The following is a 19,710-nucleotide window of genomic DNA, read 5'->3' as shown; positions in this document are numbered from 1 at the left end:
GAATACATCAGTCGCACTGCACCTTGATCGCCAGCCCGCCGCGTGAAGTTTCCCGATATTTGGCATTCATATCCTTACCGGTTTCATACATGGTTTCGATAACCTTATCGAGCGAAACCCGGGCCTCGCTGGTACGACGAAGCGCCATACGCGCGGCGTTGATCGCTTTAACTGCGGCAATGGCGTTCCGCTCAATGCAGGGCACCTGCACCTGTCCTGCAACCGGATCGCAGGTCAGACCGAGGTTATGCTCCATGCCAATTTCAGCGGCGACGCACACCTGCTCCGGGCTGGCGCCAAGGAGCTCGGCCAGCCCGGCAGCGGCCATGGAACAGGCCACGCCCACTTCACCCTGGCAGCCGACTTCTGCGCCAGAAATCGAGGCGTTCATTTTATAGAGAATACCCACCGCGCCCGAGGCAAGAAAGTAGCGAATGAAAATATCCGGGCTGACCGACTGGATAAAGTGATCGTAATAGGCCAGCACCGCTGGCACGATGCCGCAGGCGCCGTTGGTCGGTGCCGTTACCACGCGGCCGCCTGCGGCGTTCTCTTCATTCACCGCCAGCGCAAACATATTTACCCAGTCAATCACGTTCATCGGATCGCTCGAAAGCTTATCCGATGACACCAGCAGGCGGCGAAGCGCCGAGGCACGTCGCGGGACGCGTAAAGGACCAGGCAACACGCCCTCTGTATTCAGCCCGCGATCGATACAGTCGCGCATGCTTTGCCACACGTCGCTAAAGTACTTTTCAATCTCTGCTTTGCTGTGCAGTGCCAGCTCATTTTTCATCACCATGCCGGAAAGCGACAGACCGGTATCGTGACAGTGCGTCAGCATCTCTTTGGCAGAATTGAACGGGTAGGGGACGTCAACGTCGTCAAGCGTGGACTGGCCGAAATGCTCTTCATCAACAATAAATCCGCCGCCGATGGAGTAGTAAGCTTTAGTGAAAAGCGGCGTCTCATCGGCAAAGGCGTGCAGGCGCAGGCCATTTTCATGCAGCGGAAGATTATCGCTACGAAATACCATGCCGCCTTCACGTGGAAATTCCACCTCATGTTCGCCGTTTGCCAGCAGCAGCCGCTGACGCTGCTCCACATCACGAATAAAAGCGGGAATGCCATCAATGTCCACGTTCTCTGGCGAGGCGCCGGCGAGACCCATAATAACAGCGATATCGGTATGGTGACCCTTGCCGGTCAGCGAGAGCGAACCATAAACGTCAACGGCGATGCGCGTAACGTCGGCCAGTTTTCCACTGTTAACCAGTTCATCAACAAAAAGCTTTCCGGCCTTCATCGGGCCAACCGTATGGGAGCTTGATGGGCCAATGCCGATCTTGAACATGTCAAAAACGCTAATCACATCGCGCTCCTTATAAGATTGCCGGGGCCAAAAATCATCGTATCGTGGCGCACATAGTAATCATCCTGCGTGGGATTGCCGCATGAAAAAAACTAATCGACCACGTGCGAAAAACTTATGGCTGTACAGACGTTAAGGATAGCGGAAAAGCATGATATCAGTGTGACGCAGCGCGCTATTCAGCGACCTGAAGACTCAGCGCGCGAATAATGCCGGCGGTCATTCCCCAGATAAAATAATCTTCATACCAGGAGAGCCAGACGCGATGATGGCGATCGCGTCGATAGATATCCAGCGGCTGATAGCGGCCCAGGCGCAGCGCTTCCTCAAGGGGCATCTCAAATATGGACTCTACTTCGTCCTCATTGGGGTGCCAGCGAACGTTGTCCGACACCACGCCCACCACCGGCGTCACCTGGAATCCGGTACTGCTGGTCACCGGCGGCAGCACGCCCACCACGCGCACGCTGTGTGGCGGAATGGCGACCTCTTCCTGCGCCTCACGCAGCGCGGTGGCAATCAGCGAGGCGTCTCCGGCATCCATCATGCCGCCGGGAAACGCCACCTGTCCCGCATGCTTGCGCAGCGTTGAAGAACGACGGGTCAGCAACAGTGAAGGCGTGGCGCGATTGACGACCGGCACCAGCACCGCAGCGCGACGCAGCGGCAGCGACGACGTTGACGGCTGGGGGCATTGCAGCACAAAACGGCTTAAAAACTGTGCCAGCACCGGAGAAAACTCACTCATGAAACGCATCCAGGCAGGGAAGTATTCGGTTAACTTTATCAAACGTTTCCTGATATTCGGCCTGTTCGATGCTGTCGGCGACGATGCCGCCGCCCGCTGAACAGTGAAGGTATCCCTGCCCGGCGATCAGCGTGCGGATAGTGATACTGGTATCCATGGTGCCGCAGGCGCTGATGTAACCGATGCTGCCGCACCAGGCGTTACGGCGATGAGGTTCGAGCTGGTCGATAATCTCCATGGCGCGCACCTTTGGCGCACCGGTAATCGATCCGCCGGGAAAACAGGCGCGAAGCAAATCGCAGGCGTCATGCCCGACGCTGAGACGAGCCGTGACGGTACTGACCAGGTGATGCACCGCCGGGAAAGCCTCAACGGCAAAAAGCTGCGGCACGCGGACGCTGCCCGGCACGGCAACCCGACCCATATCATTACGCATCAAATCGACAATCATCACGTTTTCAGCCCGATCTTTTGGCGAACTGGCCAGTTTTTGCGCCTGAAGACGATCCGCTTCCTCATCATCAAGGCGGGGAAGGGTGCCCTTGATCGGACGCGTTTCAATCGCCGAATCCACTTTCTTCAAAAAGCGTTCAGGCGAGAGACTGAGAATGGCGCTGTCTTCCAGACGCAGAAAAGCGCTGAACGGCGCACGGTTTTGTTCATTCAGCGCCCTGAACGCCTGCCATTCGTCGCCGCTATAGCCTACGCTGAAACGCTGGGCCAGGTTGACCTGGTAGCAATCACCTGCACGAAGCCAGGCCTGAATGCGGCGGAATTTTTCGCCATAGTCTTCTCGCGTCATATTCGATTGCCATGCTCCGGCGAGCCGGAAGGGCGTCCTGGCCGGGGAGCGTTGTGCGGCAAGCCAGTCGAGACGCGCCTGCGCATCGCGATGGGTCACCAGCGTTAAAGTCTGGCGATGATGATCCGCTATCAATGCCCAGTCATAGATGCCCACCGCCAAATCAGGTGTGGTAATATCCGGCTCAGCACAGGCAGGCAACGTTTCGAAACGGCGTCCAAGATCGTAACCAAACAGGCCCAGCGCGCCGCCCTGAAAAGGGAAGTCGGCGTTCTGCGCGGCCTTTAAACCGCTCTCCGCCAGCGCCTTCGACAGTAAACGCAGCGGATCGTCTTCGCTGACGGTCACCGCGCTGCCGCGCACCGTGTGCGTTAACGTTCCTCGCGTGGTGAGCGTGATAAGCGGATCGGCCACCATGATGTCAAAGCGATTGTCGCTGTGATCGGCAAAACCGGAGTGCAGCAGCATTGCCCAGGGCCTGTCGGCCACGGCGGAAAAATATTCAGTGAGCGCGTCAGGGGCGTAGTCGAGCGGAAAAAAAACAGGCGGCATAGACAGATATTCAGCAGTTTCGGATCGCAACAGGATGCAAGCCTGCCATATTTTAACGCGGAAGGCATCCGTTTGTTCAGCGTCAACACCAGACAGGAGCGAAAATGATTACAGGTCTACCGGCACTTTCACACGAGCAGCAGCAGCAGGCCGTTGAGCGCATTCATCAACTCATGTCCGAAGGGATGAGCAGCGGCCAGGCGATTCAACTGGTCGCCGCAGAGATCCGCGAAACGCATACCGGCGACATGATCGCCGCCAGATTTGAAGAAGAAGACGACGACGAGTAATACCGGGCCGACGAGGTCAGGGCGGGCGGCATCGCCCGCACCTATTTTGCCGCGATGATTTTAATTTCGACGCGATATTTCGGATTCATCAGGCCGGCCTGCACCGTGCAGCGAACCGGCGCATTACCGGGAGAAACCCAGGCATCCCAGGCACGATTCATCGCCTGAAAATCTTCTTTGTGCACCAGAAAAATCGTTGCATCAAGAATGCGGCTTTTGTCTGAACCCAGACGGCTGAGAATATTGTCAATCACCGCCAGCGCATTGGTCGTTTGCGCTTCGGCATCCTCATCCAGGTTTTCAGGTACGCTGGTGTAATAAATCGTGTCGTTATGAATGACGGCTTCAGACATGCGGTGTTCCGGATCGATACGTTCGACGGTCATTATTTTTCCTTACGGGTAATCGGTTTGCCGCAAGCCTGGCATATTTCCGGGGGCGATGTCATCTGAAGGATGGCATGACAACACGCAAGATTGACCGTTGGCATTGGCTTGCGCCGCCCTTATATCTGAGGGAATCCACTTTTTTCCGGCAGGTGACTCATGAAAAAGCAGCTTCTCATCCTTATTGTTGTGGCACTGACGGGCTGTTCATCAGCCGGGCCGGAGAAGGAAGCGCCCGGCTATGCCGCGCACTCGATAAAGTCGGCCTATGAATTTAACAAATGCCTCGCGCCTCAGTGGCTGGCACTGAACCCGGCATCTGCCAGCGTGGCGGGTGCAAAGGGTTACCGGATTACCGCGTCGGGCGCTGTTGATTCCGTTGCAACCATTGAGATGGCCAGCGACGGCGGCGCGGACGTCAAAATATATACCGCATCGAAGGACCCGCGCGATCGCTGGATAGCCTCTGCGCGATCCTGTATGTAACGAACGCGGGCTTATACAAACCAGGCAAATACTGACATAATTACAGTACTTTTTTTTAAAAAACGGTGAGGGCGTGTGGCGGACGATTTTGCAGCAGAGGGCGCGCTGGCGCAGGCCATTCCGGGCTTCAGGCCGCGCGAACCCCAGCGTCAAATGGCTGAGGCAGTCACGAATGCTATCGCCAATAAGCGTGAACTGGTGGTTGAGGCGGGAACCGGAACGGGTAAAACCTACGCGTATCTGGCGCCCGCGCTGCGTTCCGGCAAAAAGGTGATTATTTCCACCGGTTCTAAAGCGCTTCAGGATCAGCTCTACAGCCGGGATCTTCCCACCGTCGCCCGCGCGTTGAAGTACAAAGGTGCGCTGGCCCTGCTGAAAGGGCGCTCGAATTACCTTTGTCTGGAGCGCCTTGAGCAGCAGTCAATGGCGGGCGGAGAGCTGGCTGCGCAGGCGATGAGCGATCTGGTCCATCTGCGCGGCTGGTCGTCTGAAACCATTGACGGCGACATCAGCACCTGCGGCGGCGTGGCGGAGGACAGTCCGGTCTGGCCGCTGGTCACCAGCACCAATGACAACTGTCTGGGCAGCGACTGCCCGCTCTATCAGGACTGTTTTGTGGTGAAGGCGCGACGAAAAGCGATGGATGCCGACATTATTGTGGTGAACCATCACCTGTTTCTCGCTGATATGGTGGTAAAAGAGAGCGGCTTTGCTGAGCTGATCCCGGATGCGGACGTGATGATTTTCGACGAAGCGCATCAGGTGCCGGATATCGCCAGCCAGTACTTCGGCCAGCAGCTCTCCAGCAAACAGCTTCTCGATCTGGCAAAAGATATTTCAATCGCGTACCGCACCGAAGTCCGCGACGCACAGCAGCTACAGAAGTCTGCCGACCGTCTGGCGCAGAGCGCGCAGGACTTTCGCCTTTCGCTGGGCGATCCGGGTTTTCGTGGCAACCTGCGCGATCTGCTCAGCAACGCGCAGGTGCTGCGCTCGTTGACGCTGTTGGATGATGCGCTTGAGCTTTGTTATGACGTGGCGAAAATGTCGCTGGGGCGCTCGGCGCTGCTGGATGCCGCTTTTGAACGCGCCGCGCTCTATCGCGGCAGGCTCAAGCGTCTGAAGGATGTGTCGCAGCCCGGCTTCAGCTACTGGTACGAATGCAACTCGCGCCACTTTGTGCTGGCGTTCACGCCGCTGTCGGTATCCGATCGTTTCCGCGAGGTAATGGACGAGCGCCCGGCGAGCTGGATATTCACCTCGGCAACGCTGGCGGTGAACGAGCAGATGACCCACTTCGTCGAGCGGCTTGGCGTCACCAACGCCGATACGCTGATACTCAACAGCCCGTTTGATTTCGCCCGACAGGCGCTGCTCTGCGTGCCGCGTAATCTGCCGTCGCCGAATCAGCCCGGCGGCGCACGGCAGATGGCGCGTATGCTGCTGCCGCTGATTGAAGCCAACAACGGGCGCTGCTTTTTCCTCTGTACCTCACACCAGATGATGCGCGGTCTTGCCGAACAGTTCCGGGCGATGACGACCTTGCCGGTATTGTTGCAGGGCGAAACCAGCAAGGGTCAGCTCCTGAAGCAGTTCATTTCTGCCGGTAATGCGCTGTTGGTGGCGACCAGCAGCTTTTGGGAAGGCGTGGACGTGCGCGGCGATGTGTTGTCACTGGTGATCATTGATAAGTTGCCGTTCACCTCGCCGGACGATCCGCTGTTAAAAGCGCGCATGGAGGATTGCCGGATACGCGGCGGCGATCCGTTTGACGAGGTGCAGCTCCCGGACGCGGTTATCACGCTTAAACAGGGCGTGGGCCGGCTGATCCGCGATACAGACGATCGCGGCGTGCTGGTGATTTGCGACAACCGGCTGGTGATGCGGCCTTACGGCGCGGTGTTCCTTAACAGCCTGCCGCCGACGCCGCGCACGCGGGATATTGCGCAGGCGGTCGCCTTTCTTCAACCTGAGAAGCAACGGTAATTTTGCGCGCAGTATGCTATACTGCGCGCCGAAAATTTTCTCCCGCCTGAGGTGAGTATGTCGACGCGAATTTTAGCTATTGATACGGCCACGGAAGCCTGTTCGGTGGCGCTGCTGAATGATGAAAAGATAACGGCCCATTTCGAACTTTGCGCCCGTGAGCACACGCAGCGCATCCTTCCGATGGTACAGACGATCCTTTCTGAAGGGCAAACAACGCTGACCGATCTCAACGCGCTGGCGTTTGGAAAAGGGCCGGGCAGCTTTACCGGCGTGCGCATCGGTATTGGTATTGCACAGGGTCTGGCGCTGGGTGCTGATTTACCGATGATTGGCGTCTCGACGCTGCAAACCATGGCTGAAGGCGCATGGCGCACGCTCGGGGCGCAACGGGTGCTGGCCGCCATTGATGCGCGCATGGGGGAAGTTTACTGGGCGGAATATCAGCGCGACGCGCAGGGCGTCTGGCAGGGTGACAGCAGCGAAGCCGTACTGACGCCGGAAGCGGCTCAGCAGCGAATGGCGCAGCTCGGCGGTGAGTGGGCTACGGTCGGCACCGGCTGGCAAGCCTGGCCACAGCTGGCCATGCAGAGTCACCTCACGCTTACCGCCACCGACATTGCCTTACCGCATGCGGAGGATATGCTGCCGCTCGCCGTGATGGCGCTTCAGCAACATCGCGCCGTTGCGGTTGAACACGCCGAGCCCACTTATCTGCGCAATGAGGTCGCCTGGAAAAAACTGCCCGGTCGCGAATAGCAGGCAACTATTCGCCGTGCCCGAAGTCTAATTTTCAGGCTGTATTCATGGAGTGGGTTATGCGTAAAAAAGCAATATTGCAGTTGGGCCGGGTGCTGTTGGCCGTTGCGCTGGTGTCCGGCTGCGTCAGCGTGCCGGATTCGGTGAAAGGACATTCGGAGATGCCTCAGCAGGACCTGGCGCGGGTGCTTAACGCGCCGCAGCTCTACGTCGGGCAGGAGTCTCGCTTTGGCGGCAAAGTGGTGAAGGTCAGTAATAAAAGCGGCATGACGCGGCTGGAAATTGCCGCTATGCGGCTTGATGATACCGCCCGGCCTGTGCTTGGCAGCGCGTCAATCGGCCGCATTTATGCGGACATCAACGGCTTTGTCGATCCCATCGACTTCACTAATCAGATGGTGACTGTGGTCGGGCCGATTAAAGGCACGGAGAAAGGGGAAATCGGCCAGGCAGCGTATAACTTTGTCACCGTGAACGTGACCGGTTATCAGCGCTGGCACATGACGCAGCAGCTGGTTTCGCCGCCGCAGCCGCTCGATCCGTGGATTTGGTACGGCCCGCCACACGGGCGCCATCGCGGCGGTTATTGGGGCCCGCCGCCGTTCGGGTTCTACAATCAGGGGCCGGCGCAGGTGCAGACCATTCTGACCGAATAAACAGACAGACGATAGCGCTTATGACCCGACGGCTGTTTCTCTGCCGCCGGGTCTTTTTTTATCACGACCCGTTGAACGGGATTTTTAGTGATGGGCTTCGCAACCTTACTACGGCAGCATTTTTTAACTGGTACGCTGAGTTAAAATAATGTTAACAAACGCGATGGGTGAAGCCAATGACAACAATAAATAGTTTCCGAGGTGCTTCCTTGAAAAAGGTTTGGTTAAACCGTTATCCCGCCGACGTGCCGGCTGAGATCAGTTCCGATCGCTACACATCGCTCATCGATCTCTTTGAGCTGGCAGCACATCGCTACGCGGATCGCCCGGCGTTCATCAATATGGGTCAGGCCATGACCTATCGCAAACTGGAAGAGCGCAGCCGGGCATTCGCCGCCTGGCTCCAGGAAGGGCTGGGTCTGAAAGCAGGCGATCGCGTTGCGCTGATGATGCCGAATCTGTTGCAGTACCCGATTGCGCTATTCGGCATTCTGCGCGCGGGGATGGTGGTGGTAAACGTCAATCCCCTTTATACCCCGCGTGAGCTGGAGCATCAGCTCAACGACAGCGGCGCAAGCGCCATTGTGATCGTCTCCAATTTTGCCCATACGCTGGAAAAAGTGGTGGCGAAAACGCAGGTGAAGCATGTGATGCTGACGCGCCTTGGCGACCAGCTCTCTCCCGCCAAAGGAACATTGATTAATTTTGTCGTAAAGTACATCAAGCGTCTGGTGCCGAAATACCATCTGCCGGGTGCCATTTCGTTTCGCAGCGCGCTACAAAAAGGTTACCGCATGCAGTACGTGCGGCCTGAGACCACCAATGACGATCTCGCTTTCCTGCAATATACCGGCGGTACCACGGGCGTGGCGAAAGGCGCGATGCTCAGCCACCGCAACATGCAGGCCAATCTTGAGCAAACCAAAGCCACCTACGGCTCGCTGCTCAAGGAAGGCAAAGAAACTGTGGTGACGGCGCTGCCGCTTTATCATATTTTTGCGCTGACGGTGAACTGCCTGCTGTTTATCGATCTTGGCGGCACCAACCTGCTGATTACGAATCCTCGTGATATTCCGGGCCTGGTGAAAGAGCTGAGTAAAGTCCGCTTCACCGCCATTACCGGCGTCAATACACTTTTTAATGCGCTGCTGAACGACAGCGAGTTCAACAAACTGGACTTCTCGAGCCTCAGTTTATCGGCAGGCGGCGGCATGGCGGTACATAAGGCCGTGGCGGAACGCTGGGAAAAACTCACCGGCCACTATCTGCTGGAGGGCTACGGCCTGACCGAATGCGCGCCGCTGGTTTCAGTCAACCCCTATGATATTCGCTACCACAGCGGCAGCATTGGCCTGCCGGTGCCGTCAACGGATATCCGGCTGGTGGATGACGCAGGAAATGAGGTCGGCGAGGGCGAACCTGGCGAACTGTGCATTAAAGGCCCGCAGGTGATGCGCGGCTACTGGCAGCGACCGGACGCGACGGCTGAAGTACTGCAAGATGGCTGGCTGCACAGCGGTGACATTGTCACCGTGGATAGCGAAGGCTTTATTCGCATTGTCGATCGTAAAAAAGATATGATCCTGGTCTCCGGTTTTAACGTTTACCCCAACGAAATCGAAGACGTGCTGATGATGCACCCGAAAGTGCGGGAAGCGGCCGCCATCGGCGTGCCTGATGATATTGCCGGGGAAACGGTAAAGGCGTGCGTGGTCAGAAAAGATCCGTCGCTCACCAAAGAAGAGCTGACAGCCCATTGTAAAAAGCATCTTACAGGCTACAAAGTGCCGAAAATAGTTGAATTTCGCGAAGATCTGCCGAAAACTAACGTGGGCAAAATCCTGCGTCGCGAACTCCGTGACGAGGCAACCAATGCGACCAGGAGCCCCTGAACACGGTATACTGCCTGCAACTTTTTTCAGAGCGCCGGTGACCCCGGCGTTTTTATTGTCACCGAAACGGTTTTTTTGTTGCGGTAAGAGGATTTTTTTTGAATTACACCATGATAACCACCAACGAGGCGCTGGCTGAGCTGTGCCTGCGCGCGCGTACGTTTTCTGCGCTGGCGCTGGATACCGAATTTGTGCGTACCCGTACCTATTATCCTCAACTGGGGTTGATCCAGCTTTATGACGGCGAAAACATCGCGCTGATCGATCCGTTGCCCATTACCGACTGGGCGCCTTTTCGCGCGCTGCTGCTGGATGAGCAGGTTATAAAATTTCTGCACGCCGGTAGCGAAGATCTGGAAGTTTTTCTGCATGAATATGGCGTGATGCCAACGCCGATGATTGATACACAGATCCTCGCGGCCTTTACCGGACGCCCGCTCTCCTGTGGTTTTGCAACCATTGTGGCGTCATTTACCGGTATTGCGCTGGATAAAAGCGAGTCCCGCACCGACTGGCTGGCGCGTGCGCTGACCGAACGCCAGTGTGAGTACGCGGCAGCAGACGTTTACTATCTGCTGCCTGTTGCCCACAAACTGATGGCGGAAGCGGAAGAGAGCGGCAAACTCGCCGCCGCACTGAATGAGTGCGCGCTGCTGTGTCAGCGTCGCCGCACGGTGGTCGCGCCGTCTGAAGCCTGGCGCGACATTACCAACGCATGGCAGCTACGGCCGCGACAGCTGGCTGCGCTGAAGCTGCTGGCGGAATGGCGACTGACGCTGGCGCGTGAAAAAGACATGGCGGTAAATTTTGTCGTACGCGAAGAAAATTTGTGGAAGGTGGCGCGTTTTATGCCGGGTTCACTGGCAGAGCTGGATCAGTTAGGGCTGAACGGGCAGGAGATCCGCTTCCACGGCAGAGAGTTGGTCAACAGGGTTGAGCAGGCCAATGCGCTTGATGAGAGTGAACTGCCGGAGCCGCTGCGGAATCTGATCGATCATCCCGAGTATAAAAACGCTTTCAAAGCGCTGAAGGCGGTGGTTGCCAGCGCAGCGGAGCGGCATGGCGTCAGTCAGGAATTACTGGCTTCCCGTCGGCAGATTAATCAGCTATTAAACTGGCACTGGAATATAAAACCCCGCAGCACCACGCCGGAACTGATTGATGGCTGGCGTGGGGAGCTACTTCACTCGGGTATCAGTGACGTGCTTAACACGATCTGAACCGCATGCTGATGATTTCCCCTGCGAAGGCAGGGGAAATTCAGCGGCGGCAGACGATCATTTTGGCGTTTCGTCCGTCTCTGGCAAGGTTACGTTCAGTTCCAGAATCGAGATATCATCATCTTTCTGATCAAGCTTAACGCTCAGCATCTCAGGATCGATCTTCACGTATTTACAGATGACTTCCAGAATGTCCCTTTTCAGCTGCGGCAGGTAATGAGGTTCGCTGTCACCCCGTCTGCGCTCCGCAACGATGATTTGCAGCCGTTCCTTGGCAATATTGGCTGTGCTCTTTTTACGGGATAAAAAGAAGTCGAGTAAGGCCATGTCTTATCCCCCAAACAGGCGTTTCAGAAAACCCTTCTTCTCTTCTTCAATGAAGCGGAAGGGACGATCCTCGCCGAGTATACGGTCTACCGTATCGGCATAGGCTTTACCCGCATCGGAGCTGAGATCCAGAATAACCGGCTCGCCCTGGTTGGACGCGCGCAGTACCGACTGATCTTCAGGAATCACACCCGCCAGAGGAATGCGCAGGATCTCCAACACGTCTTCCATGCTCAGCATATCGCCACGATTTACGCGGCCGGGATTGTAGCGGGTCAGCAGCAGATGCTCTTTTATCGGGTCCTGGCCGTTTTCCGCACGGCGCGATTTTGAAGAAAGAATGCCCAGAATGCGGTCGGAGTCACGAACGGAGGAGACTTCCGGGTTGGTGGTAATAATCGCTTCATCAGCAAAATAGAGCGCCATCAGCGCGCCGGTTTCAATCCCCGCCGGCGAATCACAAACGATAAAATCGAAAGCCATCTCACCCAGATCGTTCAATACTTTTTCCACGCCTTCACGGGTAAGCGCATCTTTATCGCGCGTTTGCGAGGCAGGGAGAATGAAGAGGTTTTCAGTACGCTTGTCTTTGATTAATGCCTGATTGAGCGTGGCATCGCCCTGAATTACGTTAACAAAATCGTAGACGACGCGGCGCTCACAGCCCATGATCAAATCAAGATTACGCAGGCCAATATCGAAGTCGATCACTACGGTTTTCTTACCTTTCTGGGCTAAACCGGTAGCGATGGCCGCGCTGGACGTGGTCTTGCCAACGCCTCCTTTACCCGAAGTAACAACAATAATGCGTGCCATATAAGGATTTCCTTAGAAATAGAAAGGCTCGTGAGCCCGGCTTAATTCAGTGTCTGTATCGTCAATGCGCCGTCTTTCAGATAAAGACGCGACGCTTTTGCGAAAAATTCAGCAGGGATCTGATCCATAATCCAGTACTGTCCGGCTATCGAAACCAATTCTGCTGACAAGCTGGTACAAAAAATCTGGCAGTCTGCGTCGCCGCTGGCGCCGGCCAGGGCGCGGCCGCGCATCATGCCGTAAATATGGATGTTGCCATCAGCAATCAGTTCCGCCCCGGCGCTGACGCTGTTGGTGACGATAAGATCGCTGTTTTTCGCGTAGATTTGCTGGCCTGAACGCACCGGCGTATCAATCACGCGGGTTTTTGCCGCCGGCGTCGCCACCGGTTGAGCAGGCGCTGGCTCAACGCTGCTTTTCTGATCTCTACCCGAAGACAGAACAGGCAGGCCCGCACGGATCACCGTGCGCTTCAGCACATCATCTTTACACCCGCTCACGCCAACGATGTGCAGACCGGTTGAGTCAATGGCGTGCTGCATACGCGGCCAGTCGACATCGCGCGTTAATGAAGCGATATTCAACACCACAGGAGCGTTTTTCAGAAAGGCGGGCGCCTGATTGATCTTATCCTGAAGCGCCTGATGTACCACATCAGGATCGGCGTGGTGCAAATGAACAACTGACAGCGTAAAACTGCTGCCTTTTAACTCGATTGGCGTTTGTGGCATTTGCCCGGCCCAGTCCTGTAATCTCTGTCCCGACTAAATTATGTCTGTGTTACCGACATTTACCGCGGCAGGACAATATTCCGAAGTTCAGCAAGCATGTTATAGTTACTGTTATATTCAGGCAAGTCACCTTCCAGGTAATTTCGGGTTAAATATATGTTTTGTGTGATCTACAGAAGTCCCCTACGCGACCAGACTTATCTCTACGTCGAAAAAAAAGACGATTTTTCCCGCGTGCCCGAGGCGCTGTTGAAAGGGTTTGGCAGGCCACAGCTGGCTATGCTGCTGCCGCTTGACGGCAGTAAGCGGTTAGTTAACGCGGAGTTGAGTAAGGTAAAAAATGCCCTTAAAGAAGAGGGGTATTACCTGCAAATGCCGCCACCGGTTGAAAGCCTGCTTAAAAGCCATCTCGACCAGGTAAAAAATAGTAATTAAGAGACATCTGCACGCTATTTTATCGTCGCCGAATGCACGCGCAGAGATATATATGCGGCGGCGCTCACCTGAAAAGGATGAACGCATGAAACTGACCTTTCTCACGACCTTTATTCTTACCGTCGCGCTGACCGGATGCGCCGGCAAAAACCATGCGGCGCCCGCATCGCAAAGCAGCGGCGCTTTTCTTACGCCGCCTGAGAAAACCACGCTGGCCAGCGAAGGGCGCGATCCGGCTGAATTCCCGGCTTATGTGGAAAAACTGAAAGCGCAGGCGCGCCAGCAGGGCATCGATGAATCAACGCTTGCGGTCGCCTTTGCTAATGTCCACTTTGTTGACCATGTCATTGCGTCCGATCGTAATCAGCCCGAGAAAAAAATCACCCTGAGCGACTATCTGGCGCGCGTCATGCCGGAAGCAAAAGTGCAGCAGGGACGGGAAAACCTGCAAAATTATCGCGCGCAGCTTGAGCCGGTCAGCCAGCGTTACGGCGTGCAGCCGCAGTACATTGTGGCGCTGTGGGCCATGGAGAGTAACTTCGGTAAAATCCAGGGCAAAGAAGATATCGTTTCGGCACTCGCTACCCTCGCTTTCGAAGGCCGCCGCGAGGCGTTTTTCACCAAAGAGCTTTACGCTGCGCTCCGGATTGTCCAGCAGCAGCATATCACCGCTGACGAACTGAAAGGCTCGTGGGCTGGCGCAATGGGACAAAGCCAGTTTATGCCCAGTTCATTCGTGCGCTACGGCGCAGACGGCGATGGCGACGGCAAAATTGATATCTGGAACAGTACAGATGACGTGTTCGCCTCCACCGCCAACTATCTGTCGAAAGAGGGCTGGAAAGCCGGGCAGAGCTGGGGCAGAGAGGCTATTCTGCCGCTTGATTTCGTGCCGGAAATGGCAGGGTTGAAAGATTCTCAGGCCAAAAGCGTCGGCGAGTGGCAGCGACTGGGCGTGCGTTTCACCAGCGATGCCTCGCTGCCGGATAACGCCCAGCGCGCCTGGATCATCACCCCGGACGACGCGCCCGGAAAAGCGTTTCTGGTGTATGACAATTTCCGCACTATTATGCACTGGAACCGCTCAACCTATTTTGCTCTCAGTATCGGCATGATGGCCGATGCGATCTCGCAGTAACGACCATCACGGGTCGTTTCCATCAACACAGTCAGGGGAAGAATATGTATCAACATCACAACTGGCAGGGCGCACTGCTAGATTACCCGGTAAGTAAAGTGGTTTGCGTGGGCAGCAACTATGCAAAACACATTAAAGAGATGGGCAGCGCAACGCCGGATGAGCCGGTTATTTTTATCAAGCCGGAAACGGCGATTTGCGATATCCGCCAGCCGCTGTCCATTCCGAAAGGTTTTGGCGCCGTACATCATGAAATTGAACTGGCGGTACTGATTGGTTCAACGCTGAAGCAGGCTTCCGAAGAGCATGTGGCAAAAGCGATTGCCGGTTACGGCATTGCGCTCGATCTCACGCTGCGCGATATGCAGGCGGGCTTTAAAAAAGCGGGGCAGCCATGGGAAAAAGCCAAAGGTTTTGATAACTCCTGTCCGCTGTCCGGCTTTATCCCGGTGGGGGAATTCAATGCCGATCCGCAGGACGTTGAGCTAAAATTACTGGTGAACGGCGAAGTTCGGCAGCAGGGCAATACCAGCGATATGATCCATAAAATTCTGCCGCTGATTGCCTATATGAGCCGCTTTTTCACCCTGCGCGCCGGTGATGTCATTCTGACCGGTACGCCTGAAGGCGTCGGCCCGATGAACTCAGGCGACAAACTGGAAGCCTCACTGGGCGGCCACGGCATTGCCACGCGCGTGCTGTAAAACTTGCATCTGAAGCCCGAACTGTTTATAAGGTGCGGGCTTTTATTCAATCAGGACGCGAACATGACCGAGACCCCTTTCTGGCAACAAAAAACGCTGGAGCAGATGAGCGATGAGGAATGGGAATCCCTTTGTGATGGATGCGGACAGTGCTGTCTGAACAAGTTACAGGATGCGGACACGGATGAAATCTACTTCACCAATGTCGCCTGTAACCAGCTGAATCTGAAAACCTGTCAGTGCCGCAACTATGAACGCCGCTTCGAATACGAAGAAGACTGTATCAAGCTGACCCGCGAAAACCTGCCAACATTTTCCTGGCTGCCGCCCACCTGCGCCTATCGCCTGCTGGCGGAAGGGAAAAACCTGCCCGCATGGCATCCGTTGCGCGCCGGTTCCAAATCTGCCATGCACGCCGAACGCATTTCGGTCCGTCATATCGCCGTTCGCGAAAGCGAAGTGCGCGACTGGGAAGATCACATCATTAATCGCCCGTATTAAAAAAAACCGCACGCTCTTTTGAGGTGCGGTTTTATCTCATCAGGATTGCGGCTGTCCAACAGGACCGCTGCCGCCCGGCGCGCCAGGAGGCTGCTGACCGCCGGGCGGTGCCGGTGGCGGACTGTGCGTGTCGTTGTTATTTCCCCAGTAAGCGCAGCCGGTGAGGGCGGCAGAAGAGAAAGCCAGAACCAGCGCTAACGCAATATGTTTCATGGTATTCCTTTTTGTGGCATCGGAGTCCTTAAAGCGTAGTTGGCTGCGCCAGGTCTTTCAAATGGCTTACGTTTTTTAAGGGGAATGATGTAAAAAGGCCCGCCGGAGCGGGCCAGAAACAGGCGTCAGCGTGAGAAGAGATCGCGCCGCTTCGGGCGGAAGGCCTGAGCGATAAGCACCAGCGCGGCCACCAGCAGATAAGCGGCAAAGATGCCCACCAGCCACTGTGGCATCTCAAGCGTAAACAGAGACCACTGCTTTTCTGCGCAGTCGCCGCTGGCGACGAACACCGCAGGCAGCCACTTGTCCAGCGGCAGCCATGTTGGAAAGCGCGCCGCAAAGTCGCAGGTGACGAATGGATTGGGATGAAGCTGGATCATAGTGTGCTCCCACGACAGACGCAGTCCCTCCCAGGCGCTGTATAACCAGATCGCTATGGCGACCCAGCGCAGCGGCGTTCTGGGCGCAATCGCACCGACCACGCCCGCGCCCATCACGCCAAACAGCGCGCAGCGCTCGTAAATGCACAATACGCAGGGCTTCAACAACATCACGTGCTGAAACCACAGCGCGACCATTTCCAGTGCAAACGCCGTCAGCGCCAGCAGCAGCCACGCGCCGCGACCGCGGGAACAGGTATTCAGATATCTCAACATAATCAATCCATGTAACAGCTTTCGAAACGGCAGTGTAAACGAAAAGTGGATGCGTGCCAGTCATGAAAAGAAAATTTAGCGGCGACCATGACCCAGATAAAAGAAAGTGTGAATAATCTGCGTCATCAAAAACCAGTCAGACGTGCGTTTACATTTGCGTGATTTGCGGCCTTGACCACTTTTTAGCGCGCTGGCGGTCTAGGTGATGTTCAGGGCGTCTGGTATGATGAGCTCAATTTTTTGTCGTCCTGAAGCAATGGAAACAAAACGCTATGGTCATCAAGGCGCAGAGCCCAGCGGGATTCGCTGAAGAATACATTATTGAAAGTATCTGGAACAGCCGTTTTCCACCAGGTTCCATCCTTCCGGCAGAGCGTGAGCTCTCAGAGCTGATCGGCGTGACCCGCACCACGCTGCGCGAAGTGCTCCAGCGCCTGGCGCGCGATGGCTGGCTGACGATTCAGCACGGCAAACCAACGCGGGTGAATAATTTTTGGGAAACCTCCGGCCTCAATATTCTGGAAACGCTGGCGCGCCTGGATCACGACAGCGTACCGCAGCTCATTGATAATCTGCTGTCGGTGCGCACCAATATTTCGTCGATTTTTATTCGCCGCGCGATCCGCATCCATCCGGAGAAAGCAAAAGAAGTGCTGGAGATGGCGAAAAGCGTGGAAGACGGCGCAGAAGCGTTTACCGAGCTGGACTACAACATTTTCCGCGGACTGGCATTTGCTTCCGGCAATCCTATTTACGGACTGATCCTGAACGGCCTGAAAGGCCTGTATACGCGCGTCGGCCGTCACTATTTTTCCAATCCGGAAGCGCGCAAGCTGGCGGCAGATTTTTACCAACAGCTGTTGGTGATACTGCACGATCGCCACTTCGACAAAATCGTTGACGCGGTGCGTGACTATGGCCGCCGCAGCGGTGAACTGTGGCACGCAATGCAGAACAGTATGCCCACCGAACTGACGCCGCAGCGCCGATAAAAAAAGCCGGTTCTGAAGAACCGGCCTGATATTTACAGCGTTGAGGTGCGTGGCGGGCAGCGATCGAGTATTTCCGTGGTGCCATCGTCATTTTGCTGCTCCAGATGCACGTCAAAGCCCCAGAGACGATGTACGTGCTTCAACACTTCCCTTCGCGTTTTATCCAGCGGTGCCCGATTGTGCGGCACATAACGCAGCGTCAGTGAGCGATCGCCGCGCAGATTGACATCATAAACCTGAATATTCGGCTCAAGGTTACTGAGATTGTACTGCGCCGAAAGCTGCTGACGGATGGCCCGATAGCCCGCTTCATCATGAATAGCGGCGATTTCCAGATAGTTATTTCGATCGTCATCCATCACCGTAAACAGGCGGAAATCACGCATGACTTTCGGTGATAAAAACTGGCTGATAAAGCTCTCATCTTTAAATTCACGCATGGCGAAATGCAGCGTATCAAGCCAGTTGCTGCCGGCAATATCCGGGAACCAGTAGCGATCTTCCTCCGTCGGCGCTTCGCAAATGCGTTTGATGTCCTGGAACATGGCAAAACCCAACGCATAAGGATTGATGCCGTTGTACCACTGGCTGTTGTACGGCGGCTGGAAAATCACGTTTGTATGGCTGTGCAGGAATTCAAGCATGAAACGCTCGGACACCTTGCCTTCATCATAAAGGTGATTGAGGATGGTGTAGTGCCAGAACGTCGCCCAGCCTTCATTCATTACCTGCGTCTGCTTTTGTGGATAGAAATACTGGCTGACCTTGCGCACAATACGCAGGATTTCCCGCTGCCACGGCTCCAGCAGCGGCGCGTTCTTCTCCATGAAGTAGAGCAGATTTTCCTGTGGTTCAGAGGGGTAACGCGCGGCCTCAACCTGAGACTCTTCGCGATCGCGACGTGGCAGGGTACGCCACAGCGTGTTCACCTGGCTTTGCAGGTACTCTTCACGACTTTTCTGCCGTGCTTTCTCCTCCTGAAGTGAAATTTTCTGCGGGCGCTTATAGCGATCGACGCCGTAATTCATCAGCGCATGGCATGAATCAAGCAGCTTCTCCACCTCATCAATGCCGTAGCGCTCTTCGCATTCGGAAATATAGTTACGTGCAAAAATCAGGTAATCGACAATGGAGCTGGCGTCTGTCCAGCTACGAAACAGGTAGTTATTTTTAAAAAAGGAGTTATGCCCGTAGCAGGCATGCGCCATCACCAGCGCCTGCATAGTGATGGTGTTTTCTTCCATCAGGTAGGCGATACAGGGATTGGAATTAATAACAATTTCATACGCCAGACCCTGCTGACCGTGTTTGTAGCGCTGCTCGGTTTCAATGAATTTTTTACCAAAAGACCAGTGGGCGTAGTTAATGGGCATGCCCACGCTGGAGTAGGCGTCCATCATCTGCTCTGAAGTAATCACTTCAATCTGATGAGGGTAGGTATCAAGCCGATAGAGCCGGGCAACACGATCAATTTCCGCCAGGTAAACATCAAGCAGGTCAAAGGTCCAGTCGGGCCCATCGCTGAGTCGTTTGCTGTTAGTGACAGGAACGTCAAAGATAGTTGTCATAGCGCACCTCTTTTATAAAACCGGTTTCCATCGCTGCATAGCGCAGCGGCAAAACGTCCGTTTTATCCTGATCCACCTGAAGCATCGCGTGCCGGCAGGCCAGAAATGAAGCCAATAAGCTAATGATAGTTCACTCTCTCTGATTCTTTCGGCGAATACAATGGATATATTTGGCAGGAAACAGAGTGTGGTAAGTAATTTGTTTTTTTAATGATTTAATATATTGGTTTTACTTTTGTTTACAGCAGATGATCCTGTTTATAAGTGAAAGCTATGGCCCGATAATATTGTGCTGAGCAAAGGCATCATTGGCTTTTTTAATGAGATTAACTGCTTTATAACGCCTGAAAGCGATATTAAATGGCAAACTGCATGCCGGGTATGTTCTTTATTCTTTTTTTTGGTTAAAAAGATGTGAAATGTACCCATGCGGTAACGATCGTTTTGCGGTAGTCTTTTCATCTAATGATGCCGCTTTCA

22 protein-coding genes are annotated in these 19,710 nt (G+C 55.2%); 12 read left to right on the top strand and 10 right to left on the bottom strand.

Annotated features, from left to right (window positions below; all coding sequences use genetic code 11):
• Nucleotides 1–7: 7 nt before the first annotated feature.
• The 3 genes from GS12_RS05885 to pabB form a co-directional block, all read right to left on the bottom strand.
• On the bottom strand, nt 8–1,372 hold the full coding sequence (locus GS12_RS05885; RefSeq protein ID WP_034944813.1) for an L-serine ammonia-lyase: 1,365 nt from the start codon (nt 1,370–1,372) through the stop codon (nt 8–10).
• A 175-nt stretch (nt 1,373–1,547) separates the two neighbouring features.
• Nucleotides 1,548–2,120 carry a CoA pyrophosphatase gene (locus GS12_RS05880; RefSeq protein WP_034915298.1) on the bottom strand — a complete coding sequence of 191 codons (573 nt, stop codon included), beginning with the start codon at nt 2,118–2,120 and terminating at the stop codon, nt 1,548–1,550.
• Nucleotides 2,113–3,474 carry an aminodeoxychorismate synthase component 1 gene (gene pabB / locus GS12_RS05875; RefSeq protein WP_034944810.1) on the bottom strand — a complete coding sequence of 454 codons (1,362 nt, stop codon included), beginning with the start codon at nt 3,472–3,474 and terminating at the stop codon, nt 2,113–2,115. The genes GS12_RS05880 and pabB overlap by 8 nt, the downstream gene beginning before the upstream one ends.
• A 104-nt stretch (nt 3,475–3,578) precedes the next feature.
• Between pabB and GS12_RS05870 the strand changes: the two genes are divergently transcribed.
• Nucleotides 3,579–3,764 (top strand): YoaH family protein, encoded by a 186-nt coding sequence (locus tag GS12_RS05870; RefSeq protein WP_034915293.1) that lies wholly within the window; start codon nt 3,579–3,581, stop codon nt 3,762–3,764.
• 41 nt (nt 3,765–3,805) lie between these two features.
• Here GS12_RS05870 and GS12_RS05865 read toward each other — a convergent pair whose 3' ends face one another.
• Nucleotides 3,806–4,150 (bottom strand): RidA family protein, encoded by a 345-nt coding sequence (locus GS12_RS05865; protein ID WP_034915290.1) that lies wholly within the window; start codon nt 4,148–4,150, stop codon nt 3,806–3,808.
• A gap of 159 nt (nt 4,151–4,309) precedes the next feature.
• On the opposite strand from GS12_RS05865, the gene GS12_RS05860 reads away from it, so the two are divergent.
• From GS12_RS05860 to rnd, 6 genes are all read left to right on the top strand, one after another.
• Nucleotides 4,310–4,636 carry a hypothetical protein gene (locus GS12_RS05860; RefSeq protein ID WP_034944807.1) on the top strand — a complete coding sequence of 109 codons (327 nt, stop codon included), beginning with the start codon at nt 4,310–4,312 and terminating at the stop codon, nt 4,634–4,636.
• Nucleotides 4,637–4,711: 75 nt separating this feature from the next.
• Nucleotides 4,712–6,622 carry an ATP-dependent DNA helicase gene (locus GS12_RS05855; protein WP_034915284.1) on the top strand — a complete coding sequence of 637 codons (1,911 nt, stop codon included), beginning with the start codon at nt 4,712–4,714 and terminating at the stop codon, nt 6,620–6,622.
• A 57-nt stretch (nt 6,623–6,679) separates the two neighbouring features.
• The gene (gene tsaB, locus GS12_RS05850) at nt 6,680–7,381 is read left to right on the top strand and encodes a tRNA (adenosine(37)-N6)-threonylcarbamoyltransferase complex dimerization subunit type 1 TsaB (protein WP_034944804.1); all 702 of its coding nucleotides are present in this window, start codon (nt 6,680–6,682) and stop codon (nt 7,379–7,381) included.
• A 59-nt stretch (nt 7,382–7,440) separates the two neighbouring features.
• The gene (locus GS12_RS05845) at nt 7,441–8,037 is read left to right on the top strand and encodes a Slp family lipoprotein (protein WP_034915280.1); all 597 of its coding nucleotides are present in this window, start codon (nt 7,441–7,443) and stop codon (nt 8,035–8,037) included.
• A gap of 209 nt (nt 8,038–8,246) precedes the next feature.
• Nucleotides 8,247–9,929 carry a long-chain-fatty-acid--CoA ligase FadD gene (fadD, locus tag GS12_RS05840; protein ID WP_152601359.1) on the top strand — a complete coding sequence of 561 codons (1,683 nt, stop codon included), beginning with the start codon at nt 8,247–8,249 and terminating at the stop codon, nt 9,927–9,929.
• Nucleotides 9,930–10,039: 110 nt separating this feature from the next.
• Nucleotides 10,040–11,149 (top strand): ribonuclease D, encoded by a 1,110-nt coding sequence (gene rnd / locus GS12_RS05835; RefSeq protein WP_034944867.1) that lies wholly within the window; start codon nt 10,040–10,042, stop codon nt 11,147–11,149.
• Between the two features lie 57 nt (nt 11,150–11,206).
• On the opposite strand, the gene minE is transcribed toward rnd, so the two are convergent.
• The 3 genes from minE to minC are packed head-to-tail and all read right to left on the bottom strand — an operon-like array spanning nt 11,207 to nt 13,023.
• Nucleotides 11,207–11,476, bottom strand: a complete 270-nt coding sequence (gene minE, locus GS12_RS05830) for a cell division topological specificity factor MinE (protein WP_034915272.1) — start codon at nt 11,474–11,476, stop codon at nt 11,207–11,209.
• Nucleotides 11,477–11,479: 3 nt separating this feature from the next.
• On the bottom strand, nt 11,480–12,292 hold the full coding sequence (gene minD / locus GS12_RS05825) for a septum site-determining protein MinD (protein ID WP_034944798.1): 813 nt from the start codon (nt 12,290–12,292) through the stop codon (nt 11,480–11,482).
• A 41-nt stretch (nt 12,293–12,333) separates the two neighbouring features.
• Nucleotides 12,334–13,023 (bottom strand): septum site-determining protein MinC, encoded by a 690-nt coding sequence (minC, locus tag GS12_RS05820; protein WP_034915268.1) that lies wholly within the window; start codon nt 13,021–13,023, stop codon nt 12,334–12,336.
• Between the two features lie 156 nt (nt 13,024–13,179).
• Here minC and GS12_RS05815 point away from each other — a divergent pair, with 156 nt between their 5' ends.
• The 4 genes from GS12_RS05815 to GS12_RS05800 all read left to right on the top strand — a co-directional run bounded on the left by GS12_RS05815 (nt 13,180) and on the right by GS12_RS05800 (nt 15,801).
• Entirely contained in the window at nt 13,180–13,458 is a 279-nt protein-coding gene (locus GS12_RS05815) for a YcgL domain-containing protein (RefSeq protein WP_034915266.1), read from the top strand.
• Nucleotides 13,459–13,543: 85 nt separating this feature from the next.
• Nucleotides 13,544–14,596 carry a lytic murein transglycosylase gene (locus tag GS12_RS05810; RefSeq protein ID WP_034915262.1) on the top strand — a complete coding sequence of 351 codons (1,053 nt, stop codon included), beginning with the start codon at nt 13,544–13,546 and terminating at the stop codon, nt 14,594–14,596.
• A gap of 44 nt (nt 14,597–14,640) precedes the next feature.
• Nucleotides 14,641–15,300, top strand: a complete 660-nt coding sequence (locus GS12_RS05805; RefSeq protein ID WP_034915259.1) for a fumarylacetoacetate hydrolase family protein — start codon at nt 14,641–14,643, stop codon at nt 15,298–15,300.
• Nucleotides 15,301–15,363: 63 nt separating this feature from the next.
• Nucleotides 15,364–15,801 carry a YcgN family cysteine cluster protein gene (locus GS12_RS05800; protein WP_034915256.1) on the top strand — a complete coding sequence of 146 codons (438 nt, stop codon included), beginning with the start codon at nt 15,364–15,366 and terminating at the stop codon, nt 15,799–15,801.
• Between the two features lie 39 nt (nt 15,802–15,840).
• Here the strand turns inward: GS12_RS05800 and GS12_RS24590 are convergent, their stop codons facing one another.
• Together GS12_RS24590 and dsbB are read right to left on the bottom strand one after the other, a co-directional pair.
• The gene (locus GS12_RS24590; protein WP_160279907.1) at nt 15,841–16,014 is read right to left on the bottom strand and encodes a hypothetical protein; all 174 of its coding nucleotides are present in this window, start codon (nt 16,012–16,014) and stop codon (nt 15,841–15,843) included.
• A gap of 125 nt (nt 16,015–16,139) precedes the next feature.
• Nucleotides 16,140–16,670 carry a disulfide bond formation protein DsbB gene (gene dsbB / locus GS12_RS05795; RefSeq protein WP_034915254.1) on the bottom strand — a complete coding sequence of 177 codons (531 nt, stop codon included), beginning with the start codon at nt 16,668–16,670 and terminating at the stop codon, nt 16,140–16,142.
• Between the two features lie 272 nt (nt 16,671–16,942).
• Here dsbB and fadR point away from each other — a divergent pair, with 272 nt between their 5' ends.
• Nucleotides 16,943–17,662, top strand: coding sequence for a fatty acid metabolism transcriptional regulator FadR (gene fadR / locus GS12_RS05790; protein WP_034915253.1), 720 nt, complete (start codon nt 16,943–16,945; stop codon nt 17,660–17,662).
• Between the two features lie 32 nt (nt 17,663–17,694).
• Here fadR and GS12_RS05785 read toward each other — a convergent pair whose 3' ends face one another.
• Nucleotides 17,695–19,230: a SpoVR family protein gene (locus GS12_RS05785; protein WP_034915252.1), complete on the bottom strand. Its 1,536-nt coding sequence runs from the start codon at nt 19,228–19,230 to the stop codon at nt 17,695–17,697.
• Nucleotides 19,231–19,710 lie beyond the last annotated feature (480 nt).

The organism is Erwinia oleae (assembly GCF_000770305.1).
GTDB classification, from domain to species: Bacteria; Pseudomonadota; Gammaproteobacteria; order Enterobacterales; family Enterobacteriaceae; genus Erwinia; species Erwinia oleae.
Note: the sequence above shows the minus strand (reverse complement) of the source record. Positions and strands in the feature narration are given on the sequence as shown.

Bases quoted from the DNA above. Each gene is read 5' to 3' on its own strand.
- GS12_RS05880 (WP_034915298.1), bottom strand. From the start codon at position 2,120: ATGAGTGAGTTTTCTCCGGTGCTGGCACAGTTTTTAAGCCGTTTTGTG.
- pabB (WP_034944810.1), bottom strand. From the start codon at position 3,474: ATGCCGCCTGTTTTTTTTCCGCTCGACTACGCCCCTGACGCGCTCACT.
- GS12_RS05870 (WP_034915293.1), top strand. From the start codon at position 3,579: ATGATTACAGGTCTACCGGCACTTTCACACGAGCAGCAGCAGCAGGCC.
- GS12_RS05865 (WP_034915290.1), bottom strand. From the start codon at position 4,150: ATGACCGTCGAACGTATCGATCCGGAACACCGCATGTCTGAAGCCGTC.
- GS12_RS05860 (WP_034944807.1), top strand. From the start codon at position 4,310: ATGAAAAAGCAGCTTCTCATCCTTATTGTTGTGGCACTGACGGGCTGT.
- tsaB (WP_034944804.1), top strand. From the start codon at position 6,680: ATGTCGACGCGAATTTTAGCTATTGATACGGCCACGGAAGCCTGTTCG.
- GS12_RS05845 (WP_034915280.1), top strand. From the start codon at position 7,441: ATGCGTAAAAAAGCAATATTGCAGTTGGGCCGGGTGCTGTTGGCCGTT.
- rnd (WP_034944867.1), top strand. From the start codon at position 10,040: ATGATAACCACCAACGAGGCGCTGGCTGAGCTGTGCCTGCGCGCGCGT.
- minE (WP_034915272.1), bottom strand. From the start codon at position 11,476: ATGGCCTTACTCGACTTCTTTTTATCCCGTAAAAAGAGCACAGCCAAT.
- minD (WP_034944798.1), bottom strand. From the start codon at position 12,292: ATGGCACGCATTATTGTTGTTACTTCGGGTAAAGGAGGCGTTGGCAAG.
- minC (WP_034915268.1), bottom strand. From the start codon at position 13,023: ATGCCACAAACGCCAATCGAGTTAAAAGGCAGCAGTTTTACGCTGTCA.
- GS12_RS05815 (WP_034915266.1), top strand. From the start codon at position 13,180: ATGTTTTGTGTGATCTACAGAAGTCCCCTACGCGACCAGACTTATCTC.
- GS12_RS05810 (WP_034915262.1), top strand. From the start codon at position 13,544: ATGAAACTGACCTTTCTCACGACCTTTATTCTTACCGTCGCGCTGACC.
- GS12_RS05805 (WP_034915259.1), top strand. From the start codon at position 14,641: ATGTATCAACATCACAACTGGCAGGGCGCACTGCTAGATTACCCGGTA.
- GS12_RS05800 (WP_034915256.1), top strand. From the start codon at position 15,364: ATGACCGAGACCCCTTTCTGGCAACAAAAAACGCTGGAGCAGATGAGC.
- GS12_RS24590 (WP_160279907.1), bottom strand. From the start codon at position 16,014: ATGAAACATATTGCGTTAGCGCTGGTTCTGGCTTTCTCTTCTGCCGCC.
- dsbB (WP_034915254.1), bottom strand. From the start codon at position 16,670: ATGTTGAGATATCTGAATACCTGTTCCCGCGGTCGCGGCGCGTGGCTG.
- fadR (WP_034915253.1), top strand. From the start codon at position 16,943: ATGGTCATCAAGGCGCAGAGCCCAGCGGGATTCGCTGAAGAATACATT.
- GS12_RS05785 (WP_034915252.1), bottom strand. From the start codon at position 19,230: ATGACAACTATCTTTGACGTTCCTGTCACTAACAGCAAACGACTCAGC.